This window comes from Pseudomonas sp. SA233 (assembly GCF_054792385.1).
Window position 1 is genome coordinate 20,338 of record NZ_CP096450.1, and the last position, 15,782, is coordinate 36,119.

Sequence of the window (15,782 nt, forward strand, 5' to 3'; positions counted from 1 at the left end):
CGATAGCTCCATTAAGCAAGACCGAGGAATTTAGGTTACATGAACGTCCAGGAGAAATTGCGCCACTACGAAGCCACGCTCATCGCTGCCCCGCGGCGAATTTTGGCCGGTAAACATGACTGGAAAAATGACATCACAAGTGACGCTGGGGTTTACGTGATCTGGGAGGCCGGTATTGCACGATACGTCGGTGAGACATCGGCACTACGCGCCCGAATGGGCGACCTTACCTCGTTTAAAAACCACTCATTTGCGAAGGGCACTTGTGTGCGCTTCAATATTGACGCCAGCGACAAAGAGGGTCTAGTCAAAGCGTATTCGAGTAACTACGAACTGTCCTTCTGCGCAATTCCATTAGGTCGCAAGGAAGTTGAGGAGTACCTGATCTTGCGCTGGCGCTCTAGTCTATGGAATAAGGTGACATCACGGCTGCTCGATGGGCACCAATACAATTGGGTTGTTCCTGCAGCATCCACCTCCGAGAATGAAGCCGGCGGTACAACTGCCATCCAGGCGCTGCAAAGCAATCAGACGAAAGAGCTCGATACTGAGCTGGCGGAAGAGCTTTAGGGCTTACCCCGTGCTCTGTATTCCGGGGTGTCCGGCCGACCTGATGGTTTCGCAGGAATAATAGAAAATCAGTAAATTATGAGTTGTTTTCTGGCTTTAGGCATTGAATTGACATTCGATACGGCTTTCATGATTATAGGTACGTGTTACGATTTTTCGGTTGTATCACGCCGCTAAGGATGTGAGTTCAGCCGCAGTAGCCCCGAGTCCCTCTCTGGAGATTTTCAATGTTGAACCCAACAACGAATGCCGAACCCGTAGACCAGACCTTCGATGGTGCTGGTCTGAAGGCCGCGTTGCAGGAGTTCGGCGACAAGATCCAGGCCGCTACTGGCCGTTCACTGCTGCCGCTTGAGCTCAAAGCATTCCGCGCCCAGGTCGCTACTTGCATCGCTCATCGGCAGCCACGGGTGGTTCAGTTGGGCCTTTGCGACTTTCAGACCCGCAGTGGGCGGGCTGAGTTGATTGAGGTCAAGTTCTAACCAGAATGGCCACCCAGCGCAAGGTAGTTGCGTTCATGGCACCCAAACAACGAACATCGTGCCCGAAACCCAGCTGTCAGCTCGCACCAGAGCCTCTATGAGGTACTGCTCGCAGCTGTCGGCCCGGTCCACCCCCAGCATTTCCATTAGTAAGGCCTGAGGTTTGAAAGACCATTTCCATCTAGCGGCTGAATACGAACAGACCCCGAGCCGGGAGCTGCCGCATTCTGTTGAAGCCGAGCAGGCCATTCTAGGGGGATTGCTGAATGACCCGCGTGCTTGGGTTCGAGTCTCTGACCTGGTCGTCGAATCTGACTTCTTCCGCTCTGACCACAGGCTCATTTTCAAGGCTATTGCCAGGCTGCTTGAAGAGGGCCGGGCGCTTGATGTCGTCACGGTACAGGAGGCCTTGGAACGTGCAGGTGAGCTCTCGAATGCAGGTGGCTTGGCCTATCTGAAAGAGCTTTCCGATAACACCCCGTCCGTCGCCAACATCGCCTCCTTTGCCCGCGTAGTCAGCGAGCGTTCGCAGTTCCGGAAGATCATCGGTGTGTGCGAGGAGATCGAGCAGAGCGCCAACTCCCCAGCCGGTCGCTCCGTGGAAGATCTGGTGCATGATGCCGAAGCGAAAATGCTGTCTGTGGCCGGTCAACGGCCGAAGGAGGGCGGTCCGGTTGGCATCGAAACCCTGCTCAGAAAGGCCGTCGAGAAGATCGAAACCGCCCATGAGTCAGGGCTTGAGTCCTTGGGCCTATCGACAGGTTTCGTCGACCTCGATAGCAAACTGAGCCTGTTGCGTCCTGCTGACCTGGTCATCGTGGCCGGCCGGCCATCCATGGGCAAAACCACTTTTGCCATGAACATTGTGGAAGAGGCCGTTCTGCGGTCGGATAAAGTGGTCGTGGTCTACTCCATGGAGATGCCAGGCGATGCACTGCTAACGCGCATGCTCTCCTCGATGGGTAGCATTGACCAGTCGCGAGTCCGATCCGGGAAGCTGTTGAACGAGGACTGGACCAAGCTGACCAAGGCTGCCAACGCGCTCAACAAAAACGATCGCTTCTTCATTGACGACACGCCGGCGCTGAGCCCATCGGAGATGCGTAGCCGCACGCGGAGACTTCGACGTGTGCACGGCGAGATAGGACTGATCATGGTGGACTACCTGCAGCTGATGCAGATCCCCGGATACGGCGGTCTCAATCGGACCAACGAGATTTCGGCCATCTCCAGGTCACTCAAGGCTTTGGCCAAGGAATTTGATTGCCCCGTGATTGCACTCTCGCAGCTCAATCGCTCGGTGGAACAGCGCAAGGACAAGCGACCTGTGAATTCCGACCTGCGCGAGTCCGGCGCTATCGAGCAAGACGCAGACGTGATCATGTTTGTGTATCGAGATGAGGTGTACAACCCCGACTCCCGTTTTGCTGGTACCGCAGAGATCATCATCGGCAAGCAGCGAGAAGGCCCGACCGGTTTCGTCCGGCTTGGTTTCGAGGGTCGATACACACGCTTCGTTAATTTGGAGCCGGGTACGCACGACTTCACTGAACAAGAGATGGGGGTAGAGAGGATTGACCCTAACCCACGCCTTGGCCGCATGCCCGTCCAGAAGCTCGCAGAAGGGGCGGCGAACAAAGTCGAGAGCAAGGGTAGGGGGCGGCGCCGAAAAGGCGCGAGAAAGCCGCCATAAAGCCCGCTGACGCCTCTCCACTCGCAAGCGCCCTCAACTTACTGAACAAGATGCCCACATGAACGAAGACTACGCTTCAGAGCAGCTCGACCTACAGACTTCCTCGCTGAAGGTGCCACCGCACTCTATCGAGGCAGAGCAATCCGTGCTCGGTGGTCTCATGCTCGATAACAATGCCTGGGAGCGCGTGCTCGATCAGGTCTCCGACGGCGATTTCTACCGGCACGATCACCGGCTTATTTTCCGCGCCATTCACAAGCTGGCGGACCTGAACGAGCCATTCGATATCGTCACGCTGCATGAGCGCCTGGACAAGGAAGGGCTGAGCAGCCAGGTTGGCGGGCTGGCCTATCTGGCAGAGCTGGCCAAGAACACCCCTTCGGTGGCCAACATCAAAGCCTATGCTGCGATCATCAGGGAGCGGGCGACCCTGCGCCAGCTGATCAGCATCAGCACGGACATCGCAGACAGTGCCTTCAACCCTGAAGGCAGGAACGCTTCGGAGATCCTCGACGAGGCCGAACGGCAGATTTTCCAGATTGCTGAAGCCCGGCCAAAAACCGGCGGGCCGGTTGGTGTCAAAGACCTCCTGACGATGGCCATCGATCGCATCGACACGCTATTCAACTCTGACAGCGACATCACCGGCGTGTCGACCGGCTTCACCGATCTGGACGAGAAGACCAGCGGCCTGCAGGCGGCCGACCTCATCATCGTGGCCGGCCGGCCGTCGATGGGTAAGACTACCTTCGCCATGAACCTGGTGGAAAACGCTGTGCTGCGGTCCGAGAAAGCGGTGCTCGTGTTCTCCCTCGAAATGCCAGGTGAATCGCTGATCATGCGTATGCTGTCATCGCTCGGCCGCATCGACCAAACCAAGGTGCGTTCCGGCCAGCTGGATGACGATGACTGGCCGCGATTGACCTCGGCGGTGAATCTGCTCAACAACCGCAAACTGTTCATCGACGACACCGCCGGTATCAGTCCCTCGGAGATGCGTGCACGGACCCGGCGCCTGGCCCGCGAGCACGGTGAGATTGGCATGATCATGGTCGACTACCTGCAGTTGATGCAGATCCCGGGCTCCGCCGGCGACAACCGGACCAATGAGATTTCCGAGATCTCCCGTTCCCTCAAGGCCCTGGCCAAGGAATTCAACTGCCCAGTGATCGCCTTGTCGCAGCTGAACCGCTCCCTGGAGCAGCGGCCGAACAAGCGCCCAGTGAACTCCGACTTGCGTGAGTCCGGTGCGATCGAGCAGGACGCCGACGTGATCATGTTCGTGTACCGGGATGAGGTGTATCACCCCGAGACCGAGCACAAGGGTGTGGCGGAAATCATCATCGGCAAGCAGCGTAACGGCCCCATCGGCTTCGTGCGCCTGGCGTTCATTGGCAAGTACACCCGCTTCGAGAATCTCGCGCCGGGCATGTACAACTTCGACGATGATGAGTAGTGAGTGGCGATAGCCTGCGCCGGTAGGATTGGGATGTCGTTATGCAGAGCAGATTTCATGCTCGGTGTTGAGCATCTCCAGGATACGAAGCCTACATCCTCCTGGAGATGCCAACATGAATCAGCTGCCCGTATCCGAACTCACCTGGCCACAACAGGTCGCCCTAAACGACTACACCCTGTTCGCCCAACGCCTGCCCATTGAGGGCGCCGACAAGGCCGAGCATTGGCTTGAGCGCAAGCGCAAAGATTTCCTCGCTTGCATCATGCACATCAACGAACAGGCCAGTTACACCGCCTTCCTTGCCCGCCTAATCAAGGAAACTCCATCGCCCGCCGCCCGGGCTGCTAAACTGGCCTCTCGCCAGTGAGGCCGCGGTTGCTGGTCCTGGTCTTGATCAAAGGAAAACCCCGGCTGACTGATGTTCAGGGGCTTTTCCGGTTAGCCATCACCGCACGCAGCTCTGACGAGTGCGCATGTTGCGTGGTCAGCTTTCAGTAAATGCTCCACACACCCCGGCCAAGGCTGGGGTTTTTCCGTTTGGCGGCCCACACTAACTGCTTCCTTCTAACCAAACAGTCCGGTCACCAGCCCGCCTCATGCCAGCTGCGCTTGCAGTAAAGCCATTTGTACTTTGCAGTATTATGCGTACGCGTTATGATTTTGCAGGTCAGCCCTGGGCGGCGCATTACCGGCCGGGCGATCCGAGATCGAAGCCAATGAACAGGAAATTGTGATGTTCAAGAAGAAACCAACGAAAGAGCTTAGTGCAGAGGACGAACGCTTTTATCGTTCTGCAAGCCACGTCATGGCGATGGTTTGGATGGTAGGTGCATTGACTGCGGTCTTCACTGGGATGGCCGAGTCTGCAAATGTCTAGAAATCCCAAGAATTTACGAGTGATAACGGGCGGTAAGCCGTCGGGGCAGTCCCTCGACACAGCTGAACGCCGCAAGCAGTTAGGCCGGATACGGACTTGCTCGCGTTTTTTCTTTGAGCCCCCTTTTCTCGGGCCGCGCATGGCTCTTGCGGTAGCTGCTGCTATGGCGGTCGGAGCCCTCTCCGTGGCGGCCGTAGGCACGGGCTGGACTTCGATGCTGGCGTCGTGCGCAACATTTGCGGCAGTGCTTCGCTTCGGAAAAGCAGCAAAGACATGGGGAGCTAGGATGGATGCCTTCCTGGCTGAGTATGACCCGCTGGACAAAGAAGCATACAGACGGTTGCAGGCTATTACTGAGAAGGAAGGGTTATCGCCGTGCTTGCTGGATGAGTGGTTAAGCAGCGAATACGCTGCCATTGATTCTGCTGATGGAGTTCAACCCGCATCGGCACGCAGGGGTCGCTTTCTGCGAAAAAAGATTTAGGAACAATCGCGGTACCGCCCAAGCCCAGCCACCCGCTGAGCCGAGGCCGTAGAGGACACCGTACCCCTGACACCTGAACCAAGGACAGACTCATGAACGAATCACCATTTGCGACTCACCGCGCCATATTGGTCGACGGTAACTACTCAGCTGCTGGGTTTCTCCAGTCTTTCGCTATGGCCATGTACGCCGGCGCCGCTTTCCCGATGGATGCCAATGGGTTGCGTAACCTGGATGACAAGCACATGCAGATATTCCAGGACATGGCGGCTTCCTACCGTCGCCATGGTGAAGGCGATCCGGATTTCGTCGACGTGTGCAAGGCGATCCAAGCGAAGCGTGCCGCTTATGGCTTGCGCATCAAGGCTAAATTGGACGAGATCCGCGCATGCGACCCAGACCAGTTCGAAGGTGGTCGTCGTGAACATTCTCAATCGGTGGACTTCTACGAGCGCGAGCATCAGCTGAACATCGAACGGCGCTGGATCGACCGGACCTAGGAAAACCCGGCAGCCCACAGGGGCTGCATTGGAGAGTCGCCCGGAGTACCGATCACCCGCGATAGCCAGGCTGTCAGAAGGTAATCAAACGTCAGACCGGGCGGCTCTACCAATGTAGCAACGAGCCAAAGGAATCGCGCCATGCGTAGCAAGGATCAAGAGTTTACAGTCGGTAAAGGCCAGCAGATGTGGGGCGGCAAGTCCCATTACCCGGATCTTGTTCGTTTGGTTATTCCGAAGGACCAAGCTCTGGCTCTGGCTCAGAAGATTCTGCGTGAGCTGGAGCACGCGAAGCCAGACCAAACCCACTTGGGCGAAATCGCACTGTTCGGCCAGCTTGAAGACTTTGACGACGAGTAACGGGAAAACGCCATGCAAAAAGCTGACTGGCAAATCGTACAAATCTGGCCGGATTTCGTCGTTGAGGTGAACTGCAACGGCGGTGGCCATCGCCGGGTGTACCACGATGGTCGCATTGAGCTGATCGACTAAGGAAAACTCCATGAAATCGGGTATCCAAACATTCCAGTGCCTCCTAATCTATCTGTTTTTCTTGGGCGTAATGACCGCATGCCTTGTGACGGCTGTTCCAGCCCTGATCTACCAAGGGGTAGGGTTGTGGTACGTGCTCTTTACTTCTATCACCTGGATCATCCTATGTCTGCTCTCAATCAACTGTTACAAAGCAGTCTCAGCGTGTGCCAAGAAACGATTCGACTAACTGTTAACGGAATTCGCCATGAAGTATTGGATTGCTCAATGCGAGTCCTGTGGGACCGTTAAGCGTGCTCAAAAATCAAAGCCGACCAGCTGCACGGAAGAGATCCGCACGGGCGAGCGTTCGATTCGTCGTTGCGGGAATGAACTCACCAACCATCAGGACATCACCGCAAAGGTCGAGGCTGCGAAAGCAGCTCAGGCCCATGCAGCCGGGTAACAAGGAAAACGACGCTCAGATGATCGACGATCCAAACGTTACGAAAATAGTCAACCGGGCGATTCTTGAGCATATGGCACAGGTGTTTGGGCCAGACTCGACAGCCGCAGCTGTGCTTGCGGAAGCTGCAGAGCTTGAACGCGATGGACACGAGGTCGTGTTTTATCGTCGCGGTCGTGAGCTGTGGGTTGACCCCAAGACTAACCACTGATTTGTTCGAGGAAAAGAGCATGCAGATCAAAGTTAGAGAGGGGGACGTATTCCCCCTGAATCGGCCTCAACAGGTCTGGTGGGGGGATAGCCCCGACGTGATGCAAGTCGCCCGTTTCGCGGGTCAGGAAATGATGGCCATCACCGACGATGCCGGCGCTTTCGAGTTGGATTATTTGGGCCACATTGGTAGCGGGTTTGCCAGCATCGAGGACGCCAAAGCGGCAGCGCCTGAGTTCGCTCGGGCCGTGCTGGAGCGGCTACGCAATCTCATTCAGGACGTGTAGGAAAACGTGACCATGGCACAACTGATCGAGGCGCTGCGCTCGACCGCCGCGAAGTGGCGAGCAGGCAACCAGGAACACCGTGAAGGCGTCGTGCTGGTGTGGGACGGCGACGTGTACGGCTGGAAGGATCAACTGCGCGACCCGGCCAGCGAGCGCCCAGGTGCGTACGCCGTGGACAAGGCCGGGGTGGTCTTCAAGGCCGAGGGCGGCGACGACTACAACGGTGCAAAAGCGTGGGTCGCGGTTGACCCTGATGCGCAATAGGAAACCGCCGCCGATCATCAGCCCGCCGAGTGCGGGCTTTGGCAGTACCAGGAGGCGCGTTTTGCGGCTCAATTCATGGAGATAGGGAATGGGTATTTTGGGTGGCAAGGTAGCGTCCGTACACGTTTGGACTGAAGGGGACCGTTCAGTCGGCCTCGATGGCGAGGGCGCAGAAATCCATGCGGCGGGTGATTTCTTGATCGACCTCGATGCCCTGGCTCCTGAGGATCGCCAAGCAACACTTGAGGCGTTCCGGCAGAAGATCATCGAAGCCTTCTCGCTGGCTTGGGATAAACCAGCCAAGGCAATTTTTGACATTGAGTTGGCCGACGATACGCAGGCCGCCAGTTAAGGGAAAACGTCGCCCAGGTACGCCCAAGCCCAGCCATCGATCTGGGCAGCGGCAGTAGAGGGGCACGGTAAGCGTGCCAAGGATCGAGTAGGAGAAGATAAATGACCAGCCCAGCACAGAAAGTCCCAGTTCTCGGTGCCAACTACTTGCCCAGGAACCCCGCTTCGGATGACCTCAAAGAGCGCCCCGAGGGTGAACCAGTAAGCTTTTTCGATCCGAAGGGTGACTCTTGCGGGTTTGAGAGGCTTCAGGCTCTAACCGATGCTATGGCCATGAAGCTCAACCATTCGAAGTAGCAGGGAAAACGCCATGTTGAGTCTCGTTACAGATCAGCGCCCAGGAGAGCCGGAATTGCTTGCCACGGTGAAGCACCAGGCTTTCGAAATCCGCTCGCTCGCCGGCAACGTGCTGGCAACGGTGACAGCGCCGGTATCCGGTTGGACGCATGAGCAGCTGCTGGAAGTTGCCACGCAGCATGAAGCGATTACCCGTGACGGCGCCGATGGCTACCTTGGCGCCCACTGGGTTGGTAGCACCGAAATCTGACCAAGGAAAATCCCGCTGCACAGCACGGCCCTTGATTGGGCCTTTTGCAGTACCAGGGTGCGAGTTTCGCGCCCGCGAAATCAAGGAATGCCGATGGACCGCGAAAAACCAGACTATCAAGAAGTCTTCCCCCAGGTGCTGCAATCCGCATCGTGGGAGAAGCGTGCCACGACCATGTTTGCCGGTGCCCAGGATCAACTGCCGGTGTTCGGTCAGTATGTGCGGACTGGGCCAGGCCCGGTGCCGCTGGTGAACCAGATCGGCTACGTGGTCCAGATCCGCCGTCGTCAGGGCATTTTAGGGTCCGATATCTACCTGCTGCGTCACTGCAACGGCGAGCTGGTCCAGCATTCCAACAACATGTACCTGCCACTGACCCCGGAAGAAATTGAAGCAGTGCTGCCTTGCTTTGGCAGTGTGAAACCGAGCGCTGAAGGCGAAAACCCGGTCTACGGCATTGGCGACCCAACCACACGCACAGCCGGGTTCCTGATCGAGCCACCCGAGGGCTTCGAGCTGCGCGGCGGCGAGGGGGCACGTATGCGCATGACCACCATCGGCGCCGATGGCGGCAAGACCGTCACTGACACCGTTTTCTTGTAGGAAATCACGGTACCGCCCAAGCCCAGCCCCTGCTGGGCAGCGGCAGTAGAGGGGCACGGCAAGCGTGCCCAGGATCGAGCAGGGAATGAAATGAGTCTAGGCGGGGCAATATTTTTTACGGCAGTTCTCGCGGTATTACTCGGATGGTGTGCTTCTGCATGTCGGGAAACTGAGGGGGCCTGGAAATTATGGCTGTTGTTCTTTGTGGTGACTGTTGGGCTGACGTGGTTCATCTACTTTTGCTCTGTCATGGCTGATCAACAGTAACTGTTCGAGGAAATCGCCGCGACACCCCCAGCCCCGCCAGTCGGGGCTAAGCCAGTGAAAGGGTGCCGAAGCTTTGGCATCCACCACCACATGAGGTAGTACCGATGATAGCGATTCTTCAGTTGTTGATTTTTTTGCTCCTGCTCCCGTACATCCTATTTGGCGTAGTGCTCGCCAAGATAGCGGAAGCGGTCTGCACGGTCTTCCAGCCTGTGCTTCTGCTACTTGCGGTGTGGATTGCTTCGCTCGGTGTCTTTCTCGTTCCGAGCATGATGCCAAACGACCGGCCTTGGCTGTCGCTGGTTGATTCCATCGCACAAAGCCATGTGTTGGGCGTACCAACACCGTTTGGCATTCTCGGGGTGGCAGTGTGTGTTTTGATTGTGTCCGTTATCGCAAGACAACGGCGCCCTGCGAACTGATCACAGTAATCTAGGAATTCAGGATGGCCATTAACGATAACGCTGGCGGAGGCTGCGATGAACGTTGACTACTTCGCTTGGGTGTTCAGACGTTCTCTGGTAGTGACTTTGCTGTACGTCATTGCCTGCCTGGTCGGCTGGCTGCTGTTCGGGGTCGGAAACGGCTGGAGCGCGATTGTTGTTTCGAGCCTGACCTGGGTGATGTTTTTCTGGTTGTACGCCAAAGACCCTCGCACTGAGCGGACGCACTACAACGAAACCCGAGAACGAGACGAATAGGAAATATCGAGTACAACCAACGCCTCGGCCAGTGGCGGGGCTCGGTTAGTAGAAGCGCCAGATCGGCCAGCGCAGAAAATCCAGACATGCGTTGGACTGATACCGTAACAGAGGCGCGCTTTTGGCGCGTCCATAGAGCATGAGGAAGCATTGTTTATGGGACAGGCAAAAAACCGTGGTTCTCGGGAGCAACGAATAGCAGAGGCTCAAGACAGTCGAAAGATGACTAGCAGACTGCATGCGATCATCAATGAAACGCGCATGGAAAGCGTGATTTTGCCTAAATTTCCCTGCGCAGAATGTGGTACCTGGATTACGCCAGACCCCTCGAAAAATGAAGAGCTTGTTGTTCCTGTGCGTCATGGCGTCCAGTTCGGTGAGTGCCAGCATTGTAATGCTCGGCATTTGGTTGTTTCAGCCTCAAATAAACAGGATTGCATAGCTCTTGAACCAATTCTTGCAAGCATGAAGCGCTCAATGAGTTGGGTTTGATCCAAGCACTGAACGTCTAGGAAAACGAGGCCATGACCACTACTGTGGAAGCAAAAGCTGCCGAATTGGCTGGGGCAGCCTTGGATTGGGCTGTGGCTAAGGCCAATGGTGAGAAACTGGTTGAGGTTGAAGGCAAGCACTCCGTAATCACCGGTTTCCGCCTGAATCCTATCCGTGTTCCAGGGGGTTACACGCCGTCCACCGATTGGAATCAGGGCGGCTCGCTCATCTTTGAGTACCGCGTGAATTTGATCGAGGTAAGCGAGGACTGCTGGGAGGCTTGGGTTTCTGGCCAAGAAGATCAACGCTACCAGGGTGGCGATAGCCCTCTGGTTGCCATCTGCCGCGCAGTCGTGGCTTCGCAACTGGGCGATACCGTTATGCTTCCAGAAGCACTTTTAGACGCAGAGACGCCAGCAATCAAATCACCTGCCCAGGCATAGGAAACCGACATGGAAGCCTGGGTAGCACATCAGCAATACATCCGCAGGTTCAACATGGCTATGGTCGCCCTGCTGGTGATTGGTTTGGTTCTGGCCGGGGCTGTTGGCGGCCCGCGGATGGTGGGAATCTTCTTCTTGGTTGAACTGGTGGCCGGTGGGCTGCTCGTTGGCATGGCCAACGTCGCATTACTGCTCGGTACGCCTCCTATCAACGCCACAGAAGAAGAGATTCGGGCGGCGGCCGTGGCCGGTCCCAAGTGGCTGAAGCGCCTAGTCGCCAAGCTGGATGTTCAGGCGTAGGGAAACTGTATGCCTTGGTTACAAGCGAAGGACGTCACAACCGATCCAGTTGAAGGCGAAGTCAGAAGCGCTGTTGCAGCCTACAAAATGGCCTTGGTGATGAGCTGTGTTGCCCTGAGTGTCAGCATGAGTTTTATGCAGACTTGGCGTACTGACCGAAGCAAGGGGAAGTACCTTTGTTGCCAGTTCAATCGCCCGCATGTAACGTATGCATACGTGTTATGAATCCATTGAGCATGAGGATGATATGGGTATGGACTGCAGTGCTGAAGCAGCATCAGCCACGAGCCTGACTGTAGAGCGTTCTGTGGTAACAAAGCTAGTCATCACGGGAGCCGTGAACCTTGACCCGATCACAGTTTTCTTGGAAGACCTTGGCGTTAGGGCCTCGCCACAAGATCACAACCCAGACTACATTTCCGGTCAGGGGAATCTGACTATCGCTTGTGCGGGAGAGAGCTGGACAGCCTACTGGGGAGGAATGGGTCAGAGGACAGTGACCCAATTCGTCGCCAAATGCGCTGACGAGTACGTCCTGAATTGCCTGAGCCGCGGCCTGAGCAGCACACGCTTCAGCGCAAAGGCTCTCAGACAGCTTTCAGTGAAGTGCATCATCGATCGCCGGCGGGAGCGCAGTGGTACCGATTGGGAGCTGGGGTATCTCAGCGCAGAGGAAGCCCGTTCGCTGTATAGGCGCCTTGATGAGCTCCGCGATGTTGATTCATTGCGGGAGTGCTGGAACCATTCCGAACTCTTGTCCCTTCCGTTCGGTGATGAGTGGCATTACCCCGTTGACCGCGCAACAGAAGACAATCCGGACTACCTGTACCTGCTCCGGATCGTCCAAGCCGTCCAGCAAGCGCTCACACAACCGGTCGAGGTAGCAGCATGAGTCGTCACGGACAACTGGCTAGCCTGCCGCCCTTCGCTAATCTGGTCATTCGGAAGCTGCAGCGCTTCGACGAGTGCGCCAGCGACGGCCAGGGAGCCGACATCGGTAACCACTGGTTTGATGTGCTCACTAAGCTGGGGTTGCTCAAGCGAGTTCAGCGAAGCCCTGGCCTGTGGGAGTTAACAGACCAAGGGGAGCAGCTGCTGGAGCCGCAATCACAGGCCCTGGGCAGCGAGGATCCAATCCGTGTTGAAGCGGTTGCGGTAACACAAGCGGATGAGGAGGAGGGCCTTCGACTGGAGTGGTTACTGGAAGGGGGCATCGCGGCTCTGGAGCATGCTGGCCAGGTCTTGCTGATTGCCCATGACACGATTACGGACGAGGAGGGTGGAGGTGAGGTCTATCTGAAGGCTCCATCTGTTTCGTCCGCTGAACAACGCGACATGGCCCGGGTGTACGACGTAATCGGCGTGCACCATGGGCAGTCTCTGAGTGTGCTTCTGACAAACTTGGAAAACATCAAGCGCTTCTCGGACTACCTGGGGGCCGTGGAGCGCGAGTTTTTCATGGTTCCAGGTGAACCGTCAGAAGAGGCCGAAGATACAGACGCTGCTGTCGACGACGAGTGCTTGCTGAGCAAGTTCCCGGCGACCAGCGTTGGGCATTACGTTGATCAGTTTCGTGAAGCGCTGGTCACGATCGGGGCCTTGCAGAGGAGCAAGCTCAGTTCGGATGACATTGACGCGCTCAAAGCTGAGTGCGGCTCGTTAAGGGCCCAACTGGCTGAGTTGCCTGCGTATATGGCTGCGCTCGAAAAATACCAGGCTGACGACGGCGAATTCGTCCGCCTGGCTGATGTGCATGCGGCACTGTCCGCCTGCGCTGGTCGGACCGAGGCAACTGGGTATCGCCTGCTGGCGCCAGGCGAGACGATGCAAGCAGATGACCAGTTCTTGGGGGATGACGCTACAACATGGCGCCAGCTGGCCGACTGCCCCGTTTTTATTGGCATGCATTATAAACGCGGGTTGCTACCCGTGCGCCGGGTAGTCCCTCCGGTGTAAGTCGTCGCCTACCTTCACCCGGCTCCGCCGGTTTTTTTTTGTCGATTCTGATCCGCGCCAATGGCCTGGTACTGCTCACCATCCTCCTGCAGCAGGGCGGCGGATCTTCATGCTGGGTGTGGCTCATCCCTCAAGCGTTAGGACAACATCGAGGTAATGCCATGCCCAGTTTTATCGCCATCAAAGCTAACTGTACCGTTCCTGAGGAAACGCATGTCCAAGCCGTGCTGAAGGAGCACGGTCGTACAGGCTTGCTATACCCGCGGATTATCGAAGATGTGGCCCGCTCTGTTCGGCAGTACTTTGAACCTATCCCGTTGGGTTCTGATGCTGTGAGTGTGTTTTCAAACGAAGTAGAGCCGCTATCGGCCCGGAGAGGCGCTGCAGCGTCACTCGGCAAGGCTCTTGAGGGACTTCAAGAATCAGCAGTACGAGGCCCCGTAAGAACGGCTCGCATCAAATGTGAGTTGGCAGCGCAATTTGGCAAGTCACACGGGGAGTTGAGCGACCGTTACTGCGAAGTAAGCGAGCTGCTCCATAAGGGTGGTGTGAATGTTTACTCCGGCAATAAATGGATCTGACAATGAAAAACTGGATGCGCCCACTCTGCATCATGGTATCGCAAGAGCTGCGTGATCTGCCTGTAGGGCTTCCACTGAATGCTACTGCAGACGGCTGGGAAGCACTGGGCCGTGCGATTACTGAAGAGAGCCTCCGTCTGGAGATTAGTGGACTTGTCTACTACCCGCGTTCTGCGACGGCTGCTTTCACGGCGATTAGCTGCGGGAAATCGGACGGAAATACACCATGACCAACTACGACACAGTTAAAACTCACATCGACATGATTCGTGCTGGCGATACAGTTCAACATAACGGCGAATTACGCACCGTTTGCAAATCGGATCTCAAATACGGTGGTTTTATGGGTACTTCACTGTTCGGTGACAGCTATCGATTGGGTACTGTGCCCGTTCAGCTGGTCCGATTCCGTCACGCTGTCTAACGAGAAGAATGAGCGCTCTGCGCTTGATTGGAACCAAGACTAAATTGAGGGGTGAATTTCATATGCAATACAAAGTGTCCTACTTGCTTGGTGACAAAATGCGTGATGCCATTATGGCGCAGAAAGAACTGGATGAATGCCGAACTCGTTGTGAGGTTGTCGAGGCTGTCGCGGTCAGCGATCAGGAGGCAGCTCCCGCGGACTCTAATTCTCAGGACCAAGCGAACGATGATTGGACTGAGTTCACCCACGGCGGCAAGCGTTGGGCGTTCGACTCGGATCAGTTGGCCTTGTGGGAAGAAGAGGAGCAGGATTTTCATTTCCATGCGTACCATGGGCTTGTTGATCCCACCATTGAGTCGGTCACCGGCTTCATTAAACGTCAAGGTTATTGACACTAGCCCCCGTGCACGCCAGCAGCGCTCGGCGTGTCGGGATTCGACATCAAAGCGATACCTACCCGGCTTCGGCCGGGTTTTTTGTGCCCAGTATTTTGGCTACCCAGTTAACGCTCTTGTTGGAGTCGACCCCGTGGTACCAGCCCTATCAAGAGCCGTGTAAACGTGCTTCACTCCCACTCTCGCTGGTCTGCTCACCGAGCACTGGGGTATCGTCGTGATCGGCGAGCCGCAGAGCCTGAGAGTGATGACATCCAAGAGCGCTACCAGGATGCCCGCCTGTACGAACTCCACCCAACCATGATCAGCAACGGAGGCTTGGTTGCGTTCAGCGTTAAGGTGCGTGCTATGTCCGAATTGCGAAAGCTACCCTGGGTGGCTAAGCCGATCTCTAAGGAAAAAATGTGGAACTGACGACCGCTGCGGTAGCAGTCACTGAAACCTCCTACTCAGTCATATGCGAAATGCTCAGGCCCGGGTTTGACAGCCTGACTGGTACCAAAATCGAACTGACGCATGAGCCGAGTGACGGGGAATCTCTGATTGAGGCTCGTTGCAAACAGGATGTGGAGAGTGAACGGAAAACGCTCGTTCTCAGGCTCCATTTCTTACACGGCGCCAGACAGATGCTTATTCCGAATATCTTCATGCCAGAGACGATGAGACATCAGCGTCTTGGCAAGAGGTTAATCGGGGCGTTGTACCAAGTTGCAGTCGCACACGATTACACGCTGTTTGTCGTCGATATGGTTCCATCCTTTTATGATCGGTTGACATTGCGAGGCGCTGTGCCGATCGATCCTGAAACGGTCCAGATCACTGCGACCACGGATCTAATAGGCGATGTCGGAAGCCCAAAGCTCAGTGCCGGTGAAGATGCCCAGCACTTCGATATCTTTGCGCTTATGAGAGGTTCGTCTTGAACCTTTTTCTGCTGCATTGGGCACTGCTCTCCA

The 15,782-nt window shown here is 56.3% G+C and carries 28 protein-coding genes; all 28 read left to right on the top strand.

All coding sequences use genetic code 11. The features are described from left to right. Window positions 1-39: 39 nt before the first annotated feature. The 28 genes from M1D87_RS26455 to M1D87_RS26590 all read left to right on the top strand — a co-directional run bounded on the left by M1D87_RS26455 (window position 40) and on the right by M1D87_RS26590 (window position 15,749). The gene (locus M1D87_RS26455) at window positions 40-570 is read left to right on the top strand and encodes a hypothetical protein (protein ID WP_039614366.1); all 531 of its coding nucleotides are present in this window, start codon (window positions 40-42) and stop codon (window positions 568-570) included. Window positions 571-797: 227 nt separating this feature from the next. Next, the gene (locus M1D87_RS26460) at window positions 798-1,052 is read left to right on the top strand and encodes a glutathione S-transferase family protein (protein WP_039614365.1); all 255 of its coding nucleotides are present in this window, start codon (window positions 798-800) and stop codon (window positions 1,050-1,052) included. A gap of 163 nt (window positions 1,053-1,215) precedes the next feature. Continuing rightward, window positions 1,216-2,745 (top strand): replicative DNA helicase, encoded by a 1,530-nt coding sequence (gene dnaB / locus M1D87_RS26465; protein ID WP_039614364.1) that lies wholly within the window; start codon window positions 1,216-1,218, stop codon window positions 2,743-2,745. Window positions 2,746-2,803: 58 nt separating this feature from the next. Then, complete coding sequence (gene dnaB, locus M1D87_RS26470; RefSeq protein WP_004575970.1) at window positions 2,804-4,201, top strand: replicative DNA helicase; 1,398 nt, start codon at window positions 2,804-2,806, stop codon at window positions 4,199-4,201. Between the two features lie 115 nt (window positions 4,202-4,316). Continuing rightward, window positions 4,317-4,571 (top strand): hypothetical protein, encoded by a 255-nt coding sequence (locus tag M1D87_RS26475; protein ID WP_023662165.1) that lies wholly within the window; start codon window positions 4,317-4,319, stop codon window positions 4,569-4,571. A 366-nt stretch (window positions 4,572-4,937) separates the two neighbouring features. Beyond that, a complete protein-coding gene (locus M1D87_RS26480) occupies window positions 4,938-5,081 on the top strand; it encodes a hypothetical protein (protein WP_023662164.1) in 144 nt (47 codons plus the stop codon). Between the two features lie 286 nt (window positions 5,082-5,367). Next, the gene (locus tag M1D87_RS26485; RefSeq protein WP_152619909.1) at window positions 5,368-5,565 is read left to right on the top strand and encodes a hypothetical protein; all 198 of its coding nucleotides are present in this window, start codon (window positions 5,368-5,370) and stop codon (window positions 5,563-5,565) included. Between the two features lie 92 nt (window positions 5,566-5,657). Further along, window positions 5,658-6,065 (top strand): hypothetical protein, encoded by a 408-nt coding sequence (locus M1D87_RS26490; protein WP_023662162.1) that lies wholly within the window; start codon window positions 5,658-5,660, stop codon window positions 6,063-6,065. Between the two features lie 141 nt (window positions 6,066-6,206). Continuing rightward, window positions 6,207-6,425, top strand: coding sequence for a hypothetical protein (locus tag M1D87_RS26495; RefSeq protein ID WP_023662161.1), 219 nt, complete (start codon window positions 6,207-6,209; stop codon window positions 6,423-6,425). A 379-nt stretch (window positions 6,426-6,804) separates the two neighbouring features. Further along, window positions 6,805-7,002: a hypothetical protein gene (locus tag M1D87_RS26500; RefSeq protein ID WP_063977588.1), complete on the top strand. Its 198-nt coding sequence runs from the start codon at window positions 6,805-6,807 to the stop codon at window positions 7,000-7,002. Between the two features lie 19 nt (window positions 7,003-7,021). Further along, the gene (locus M1D87_RS26505; RefSeq protein WP_128637239.1) at window positions 7,022-7,213 is read left to right on the top strand and encodes a hypothetical protein; all 192 of its coding nucleotides are present in this window, start codon (window positions 7,022-7,024) and stop codon (window positions 7,211-7,213) included. A 19-nt stretch (window positions 7,214-7,232) separates the two neighbouring features. Beyond that, on the top strand, window positions 7,233-7,499 hold the full coding sequence (locus M1D87_RS26510; RefSeq protein WP_023662157.1) for a hypothetical protein: 267 nt from the start codon (window positions 7,233-7,235) through the stop codon (window positions 7,497-7,499). 12 nt (window positions 7,500-7,511) lie between these two features. Beyond that, window positions 7,512-7,763 carry a hypothetical protein gene (locus M1D87_RS26515; RefSeq protein ID WP_023662156.1) on the top strand — a complete coding sequence of 84 codons (252 nt, stop codon included), beginning with the start codon at window positions 7,512-7,514 and terminating at the stop codon, window positions 7,761-7,763. An 88-nt stretch (window positions 7,764-7,851) separates the two neighbouring features. Then, window positions 7,852-8,115, top strand: a complete 264-nt coding sequence (locus M1D87_RS26520) for a hypothetical protein (RefSeq protein ID WP_172688331.1) — start codon at window positions 7,852-7,854, stop codon at window positions 8,113-8,115. Window positions 8,116-8,424: 309 nt separating this feature from the next. Next, window positions 8,425-8,661, top strand: coding sequence for a hypothetical protein (locus M1D87_RS26525; RefSeq protein WP_039614361.1), 237 nt, complete (start codon window positions 8,425-8,427; stop codon window positions 8,659-8,661). A 93-nt stretch (window positions 8,662-8,754) separates the two neighbouring features. Next, complete coding sequence (locus M1D87_RS26530; RefSeq protein WP_023662031.1) at window positions 8,755-9,264, top strand: hypothetical protein; 510 nt, start codon at window positions 8,755-8,757, stop codon at window positions 9,262-9,264. A gap of 371 nt (window positions 9,265-9,635) precedes the next feature. Continuing rightward, window positions 9,636-9,953: a hypothetical protein gene (locus tag M1D87_RS26535; RefSeq protein ID WP_023662032.1), complete on the top strand. Its 318-nt coding sequence runs from the start codon at window positions 9,636-9,638 to the stop codon at window positions 9,951-9,953. Between the two features lie 57 nt (window positions 9,954-10,010). After that, on the top strand, window positions 10,011-10,232 hold the full coding sequence (locus tag M1D87_RS26540) for a hypothetical protein (protein WP_023383640.1): 222 nt from the start codon (window positions 10,011-10,013) through the stop codon (window positions 10,230-10,232). Window positions 10,233-10,454: 222 nt separating this feature from the next. Next, window positions 10,455-10,724 carry a hypothetical protein gene (locus M1D87_RS26545; protein WP_155738450.1) on the top strand — a complete coding sequence of 90 codons (270 nt, stop codon included), beginning with the start codon at window positions 10,455-10,457 and terminating at the stop codon, window positions 10,722-10,724. Window positions 10,725-10,756: 32 nt separating this feature from the next. Beyond that, window positions 10,757-11,167, top strand: coding sequence for a phage protein NinX family protein (locus M1D87_RS26550; protein WP_023662033.1), 411 nt, complete (start codon window positions 10,757-10,759; stop codon window positions 11,165-11,167). A gap of 9 nt (window positions 11,168-11,176) precedes the next feature. Continuing rightward, window positions 11,177-11,467, top strand: coding sequence for a hypothetical protein (locus M1D87_RS26555; protein ID WP_023662034.1), 291 nt, complete (start codon window positions 11,177-11,179; stop codon window positions 11,465-11,467). A gap of 496 nt (window positions 11,468-11,963) precedes the next feature. Beyond that, a complete protein-coding gene (locus tag M1D87_RS26560) occupies window positions 11,964-12,359 on the top strand; it encodes a hypothetical protein (RefSeq protein ID WP_223817451.1) in 396 nt (131 codons plus the stop codon). After that, the gene (locus tag M1D87_RS26565) at window positions 12,356-13,423 is read left to right on the top strand and encodes a hypothetical protein (RefSeq protein ID WP_023662036.1); all 1,068 of its coding nucleotides are present in this window, start codon (window positions 12,356-12,358) and stop codon (window positions 13,421-13,423) included. The genes M1D87_RS26560 and M1D87_RS26565 overlap by 4 nt, the downstream gene beginning before the upstream one ends. Before the next feature lie 38 nt (window positions 13,424-13,461). Continuing rightward, the gene (locus M1D87_RS26570; protein WP_128637217.1) at window positions 13,462-14,004 is read left to right on the top strand and encodes a hypothetical protein; all 543 of its coding nucleotides are present in this window, start codon (window positions 13,462-13,464) and stop codon (window positions 14,002-14,004) included. Window positions 14,005-14,006: 2 nt separating this feature from the next. Next, on the top strand, window positions 14,007-14,234 hold the full coding sequence (locus tag M1D87_RS26575; RefSeq protein ID WP_128637219.1) for a hypothetical protein: 228 nt from the start codon (window positions 14,007-14,009) through the stop codon (window positions 14,232-14,234). Then, window positions 14,231-14,428, top strand: a complete 198-nt coding sequence (locus M1D87_RS26580) for a hypothetical protein (RefSeq protein WP_039614351.1) — start codon at window positions 14,231-14,233, stop codon at window positions 14,426-14,428. The genes M1D87_RS26575 and M1D87_RS26580 overlap by 4 nt, the downstream gene beginning before the upstream one ends. An 8-nt stretch (window positions 14,429-14,436) precedes the next feature. Continuing rightward, complete coding sequence (locus M1D87_RS26585; protein ID WP_023662039.1) at window positions 14,437-14,823, top strand: hypothetical protein; 387 nt, start codon at window positions 14,437-14,439, stop codon at window positions 14,821-14,823. 407 nt (window positions 14,824-15,230) lie between these two features. Further along, on the top strand, window positions 15,231-15,749 hold the full coding sequence (locus M1D87_RS26590; RefSeq protein WP_023662040.1) for a hypothetical protein: 519 nt from the start codon (window positions 15,231-15,233) through the stop codon (window positions 15,747-15,749). The last annotated feature ends 33 nt before the right edge of the window (window positions 15,750-15,782 follow it).

Excerpts from the sequence above, each read along its gene's own strand:
- M1D87_RS26485 (WP_152619909.1), top strand. The coding sequence starts at position 5,368 with ATGGATGCCTTCCTGGCTGAGTATGACCCGCTGGACAAAGAAGCATAC.
- M1D87_RS26505 (WP_128637239.1), top strand. The coding sequence starts at position 7,022 with ATGATCGACGATCCAAACGTTACGAAAATAGTCAACCGGGCGATTCTT.
- M1D87_RS26565 (WP_023662036.1), top strand. The coding sequence starts at position 12,356 with ATGAGTCGTCACGGACAACTGGCTAGCCTGCCGCCCTTCGCTAATCTG.
- M1D87_RS26460 (WP_039614365.1), top strand. The coding sequence starts at position 798 with ATGTTGAACCCAACAACGAATGCCGAACCCGTAGACCAGACCTTCGAT.
- M1D87_RS26510 (WP_023662157.1), top strand. The coding sequence starts at position 7,233 with ATGCAGATCAAAGTTAGAGAGGGGGACGTATTCCCCCTGAATCGGCCT.
- M1D87_RS26525 (WP_039614361.1), top strand. The coding sequence starts at position 8,425 with ATGTTGAGTCTCGTTACAGATCAGCGCCCAGGAGAGCCGGAATTGCTT.
- M1D87_RS26555 (WP_023662034.1), top strand. The coding sequence starts at position 11,177 with ATGGAAGCCTGGGTAGCACATCAGCAATACATCCGCAGGTTCAACATG.
- M1D87_RS26520 (WP_172688331.1), top strand. The coding sequence starts at position 7,852 with ATGGGTATTTTGGGTGGCAAGGTAGCGTCCGTACACGTTTGGACTGAA.
- M1D87_RS26530 (WP_023662031.1), top strand. The coding sequence starts at position 8,755 with ATGGACCGCGAAAAACCAGACTATCAAGAAGTCTTCCCCCAGGTGCTG.
- M1D87_RS26540 (WP_023383640.1), top strand. The coding sequence starts at position 10,011 with ATGAACGTTGACTACTTCGCTTGGGTGTTCAGACGTTCTCTGGTAGTG.
- M1D87_RS26535 (WP_023662032.1), top strand. The coding sequence starts at position 9,636 with ATGATAGCGATTCTTCAGTTGTTGATTTTTTTGCTCCTGCTCCCGTAC.
- M1D87_RS26575 (WP_128637219.1), top strand. The coding sequence starts at position 14,007 with ATGAAAAACTGGATGCGCCCACTCTGCATCATGGTATCGCAAGAGCTG.
- M1D87_RS26475 (WP_023662165.1), top strand. The coding sequence starts at position 4,317 with ATGAATCAGCTGCCCGTATCCGAACTCACCTGGCCACAACAGGTCGCC.
- M1D87_RS26490 (WP_023662162.1), top strand. The coding sequence starts at position 5,658 with ATGAACGAATCACCATTTGCGACTCACCGCGCCATATTGGTCGACGGT.
- M1D87_RS26585 (WP_023662039.1), top strand. The coding sequence starts at position 14,437 with ATGAGCGCTCTGCGCTTGATTGGAACCAAGACTAAATTGAGGGGTGAA.
- dnaB (WP_004575970.1), top strand. The coding sequence starts at position 2,804 with ATGAACGAAGACTACGCTTCAGAGCAGCTCGACCTACAGACTTCCTCG.
- M1D87_RS26455 (WP_039614366.1), top strand. The coding sequence starts at position 40 with ATGAACGTCCAGGAGAAATTGCGCCACTACGAAGCCACGCTCATCGCT.
- M1D87_RS26545 (WP_155738450.1), top strand. The coding sequence starts at position 10,455 with ATGACTAGCAGACTGCATGCGATCATCAATGAAACGCGCATGGAAAGC.
- M1D87_RS26550 (WP_023662033.1), top strand. The coding sequence starts at position 10,757 with ATGACCACTACTGTGGAAGCAAAAGCTGCCGAATTGGCTGGGGCAGCC.
- M1D87_RS26495 (WP_023662161.1), top strand. The coding sequence starts at position 6,207 with ATGCGTAGCAAGGATCAAGAGTTTACAGTCGGTAAAGGCCAGCAGATG.
- M1D87_RS26515 (WP_023662156.1), top strand. The coding sequence starts at position 7,512 with ATGGCACAACTGATCGAGGCGCTGCGCTCGACCGCCGCGAAGTGGCGA.
- M1D87_RS26500 (WP_063977588.1), top strand. The coding sequence starts at position 6,805 with ATGAAGTATTGGATTGCTCAATGCGAGTCCTGTGGGACCGTTAAGCGT.
- M1D87_RS26580 (WP_039614351.1), top strand. The coding sequence starts at position 14,231 with ATGACCAACTACGACACAGTTAAAACTCACATCGACATGATTCGTGCT.
- M1D87_RS26480 (WP_023662164.1), top strand. The coding sequence starts at position 4,938 with ATGTTCAAGAAGAAACCAACGAAAGAGCTTAGTGCAGAGGACGAACGC.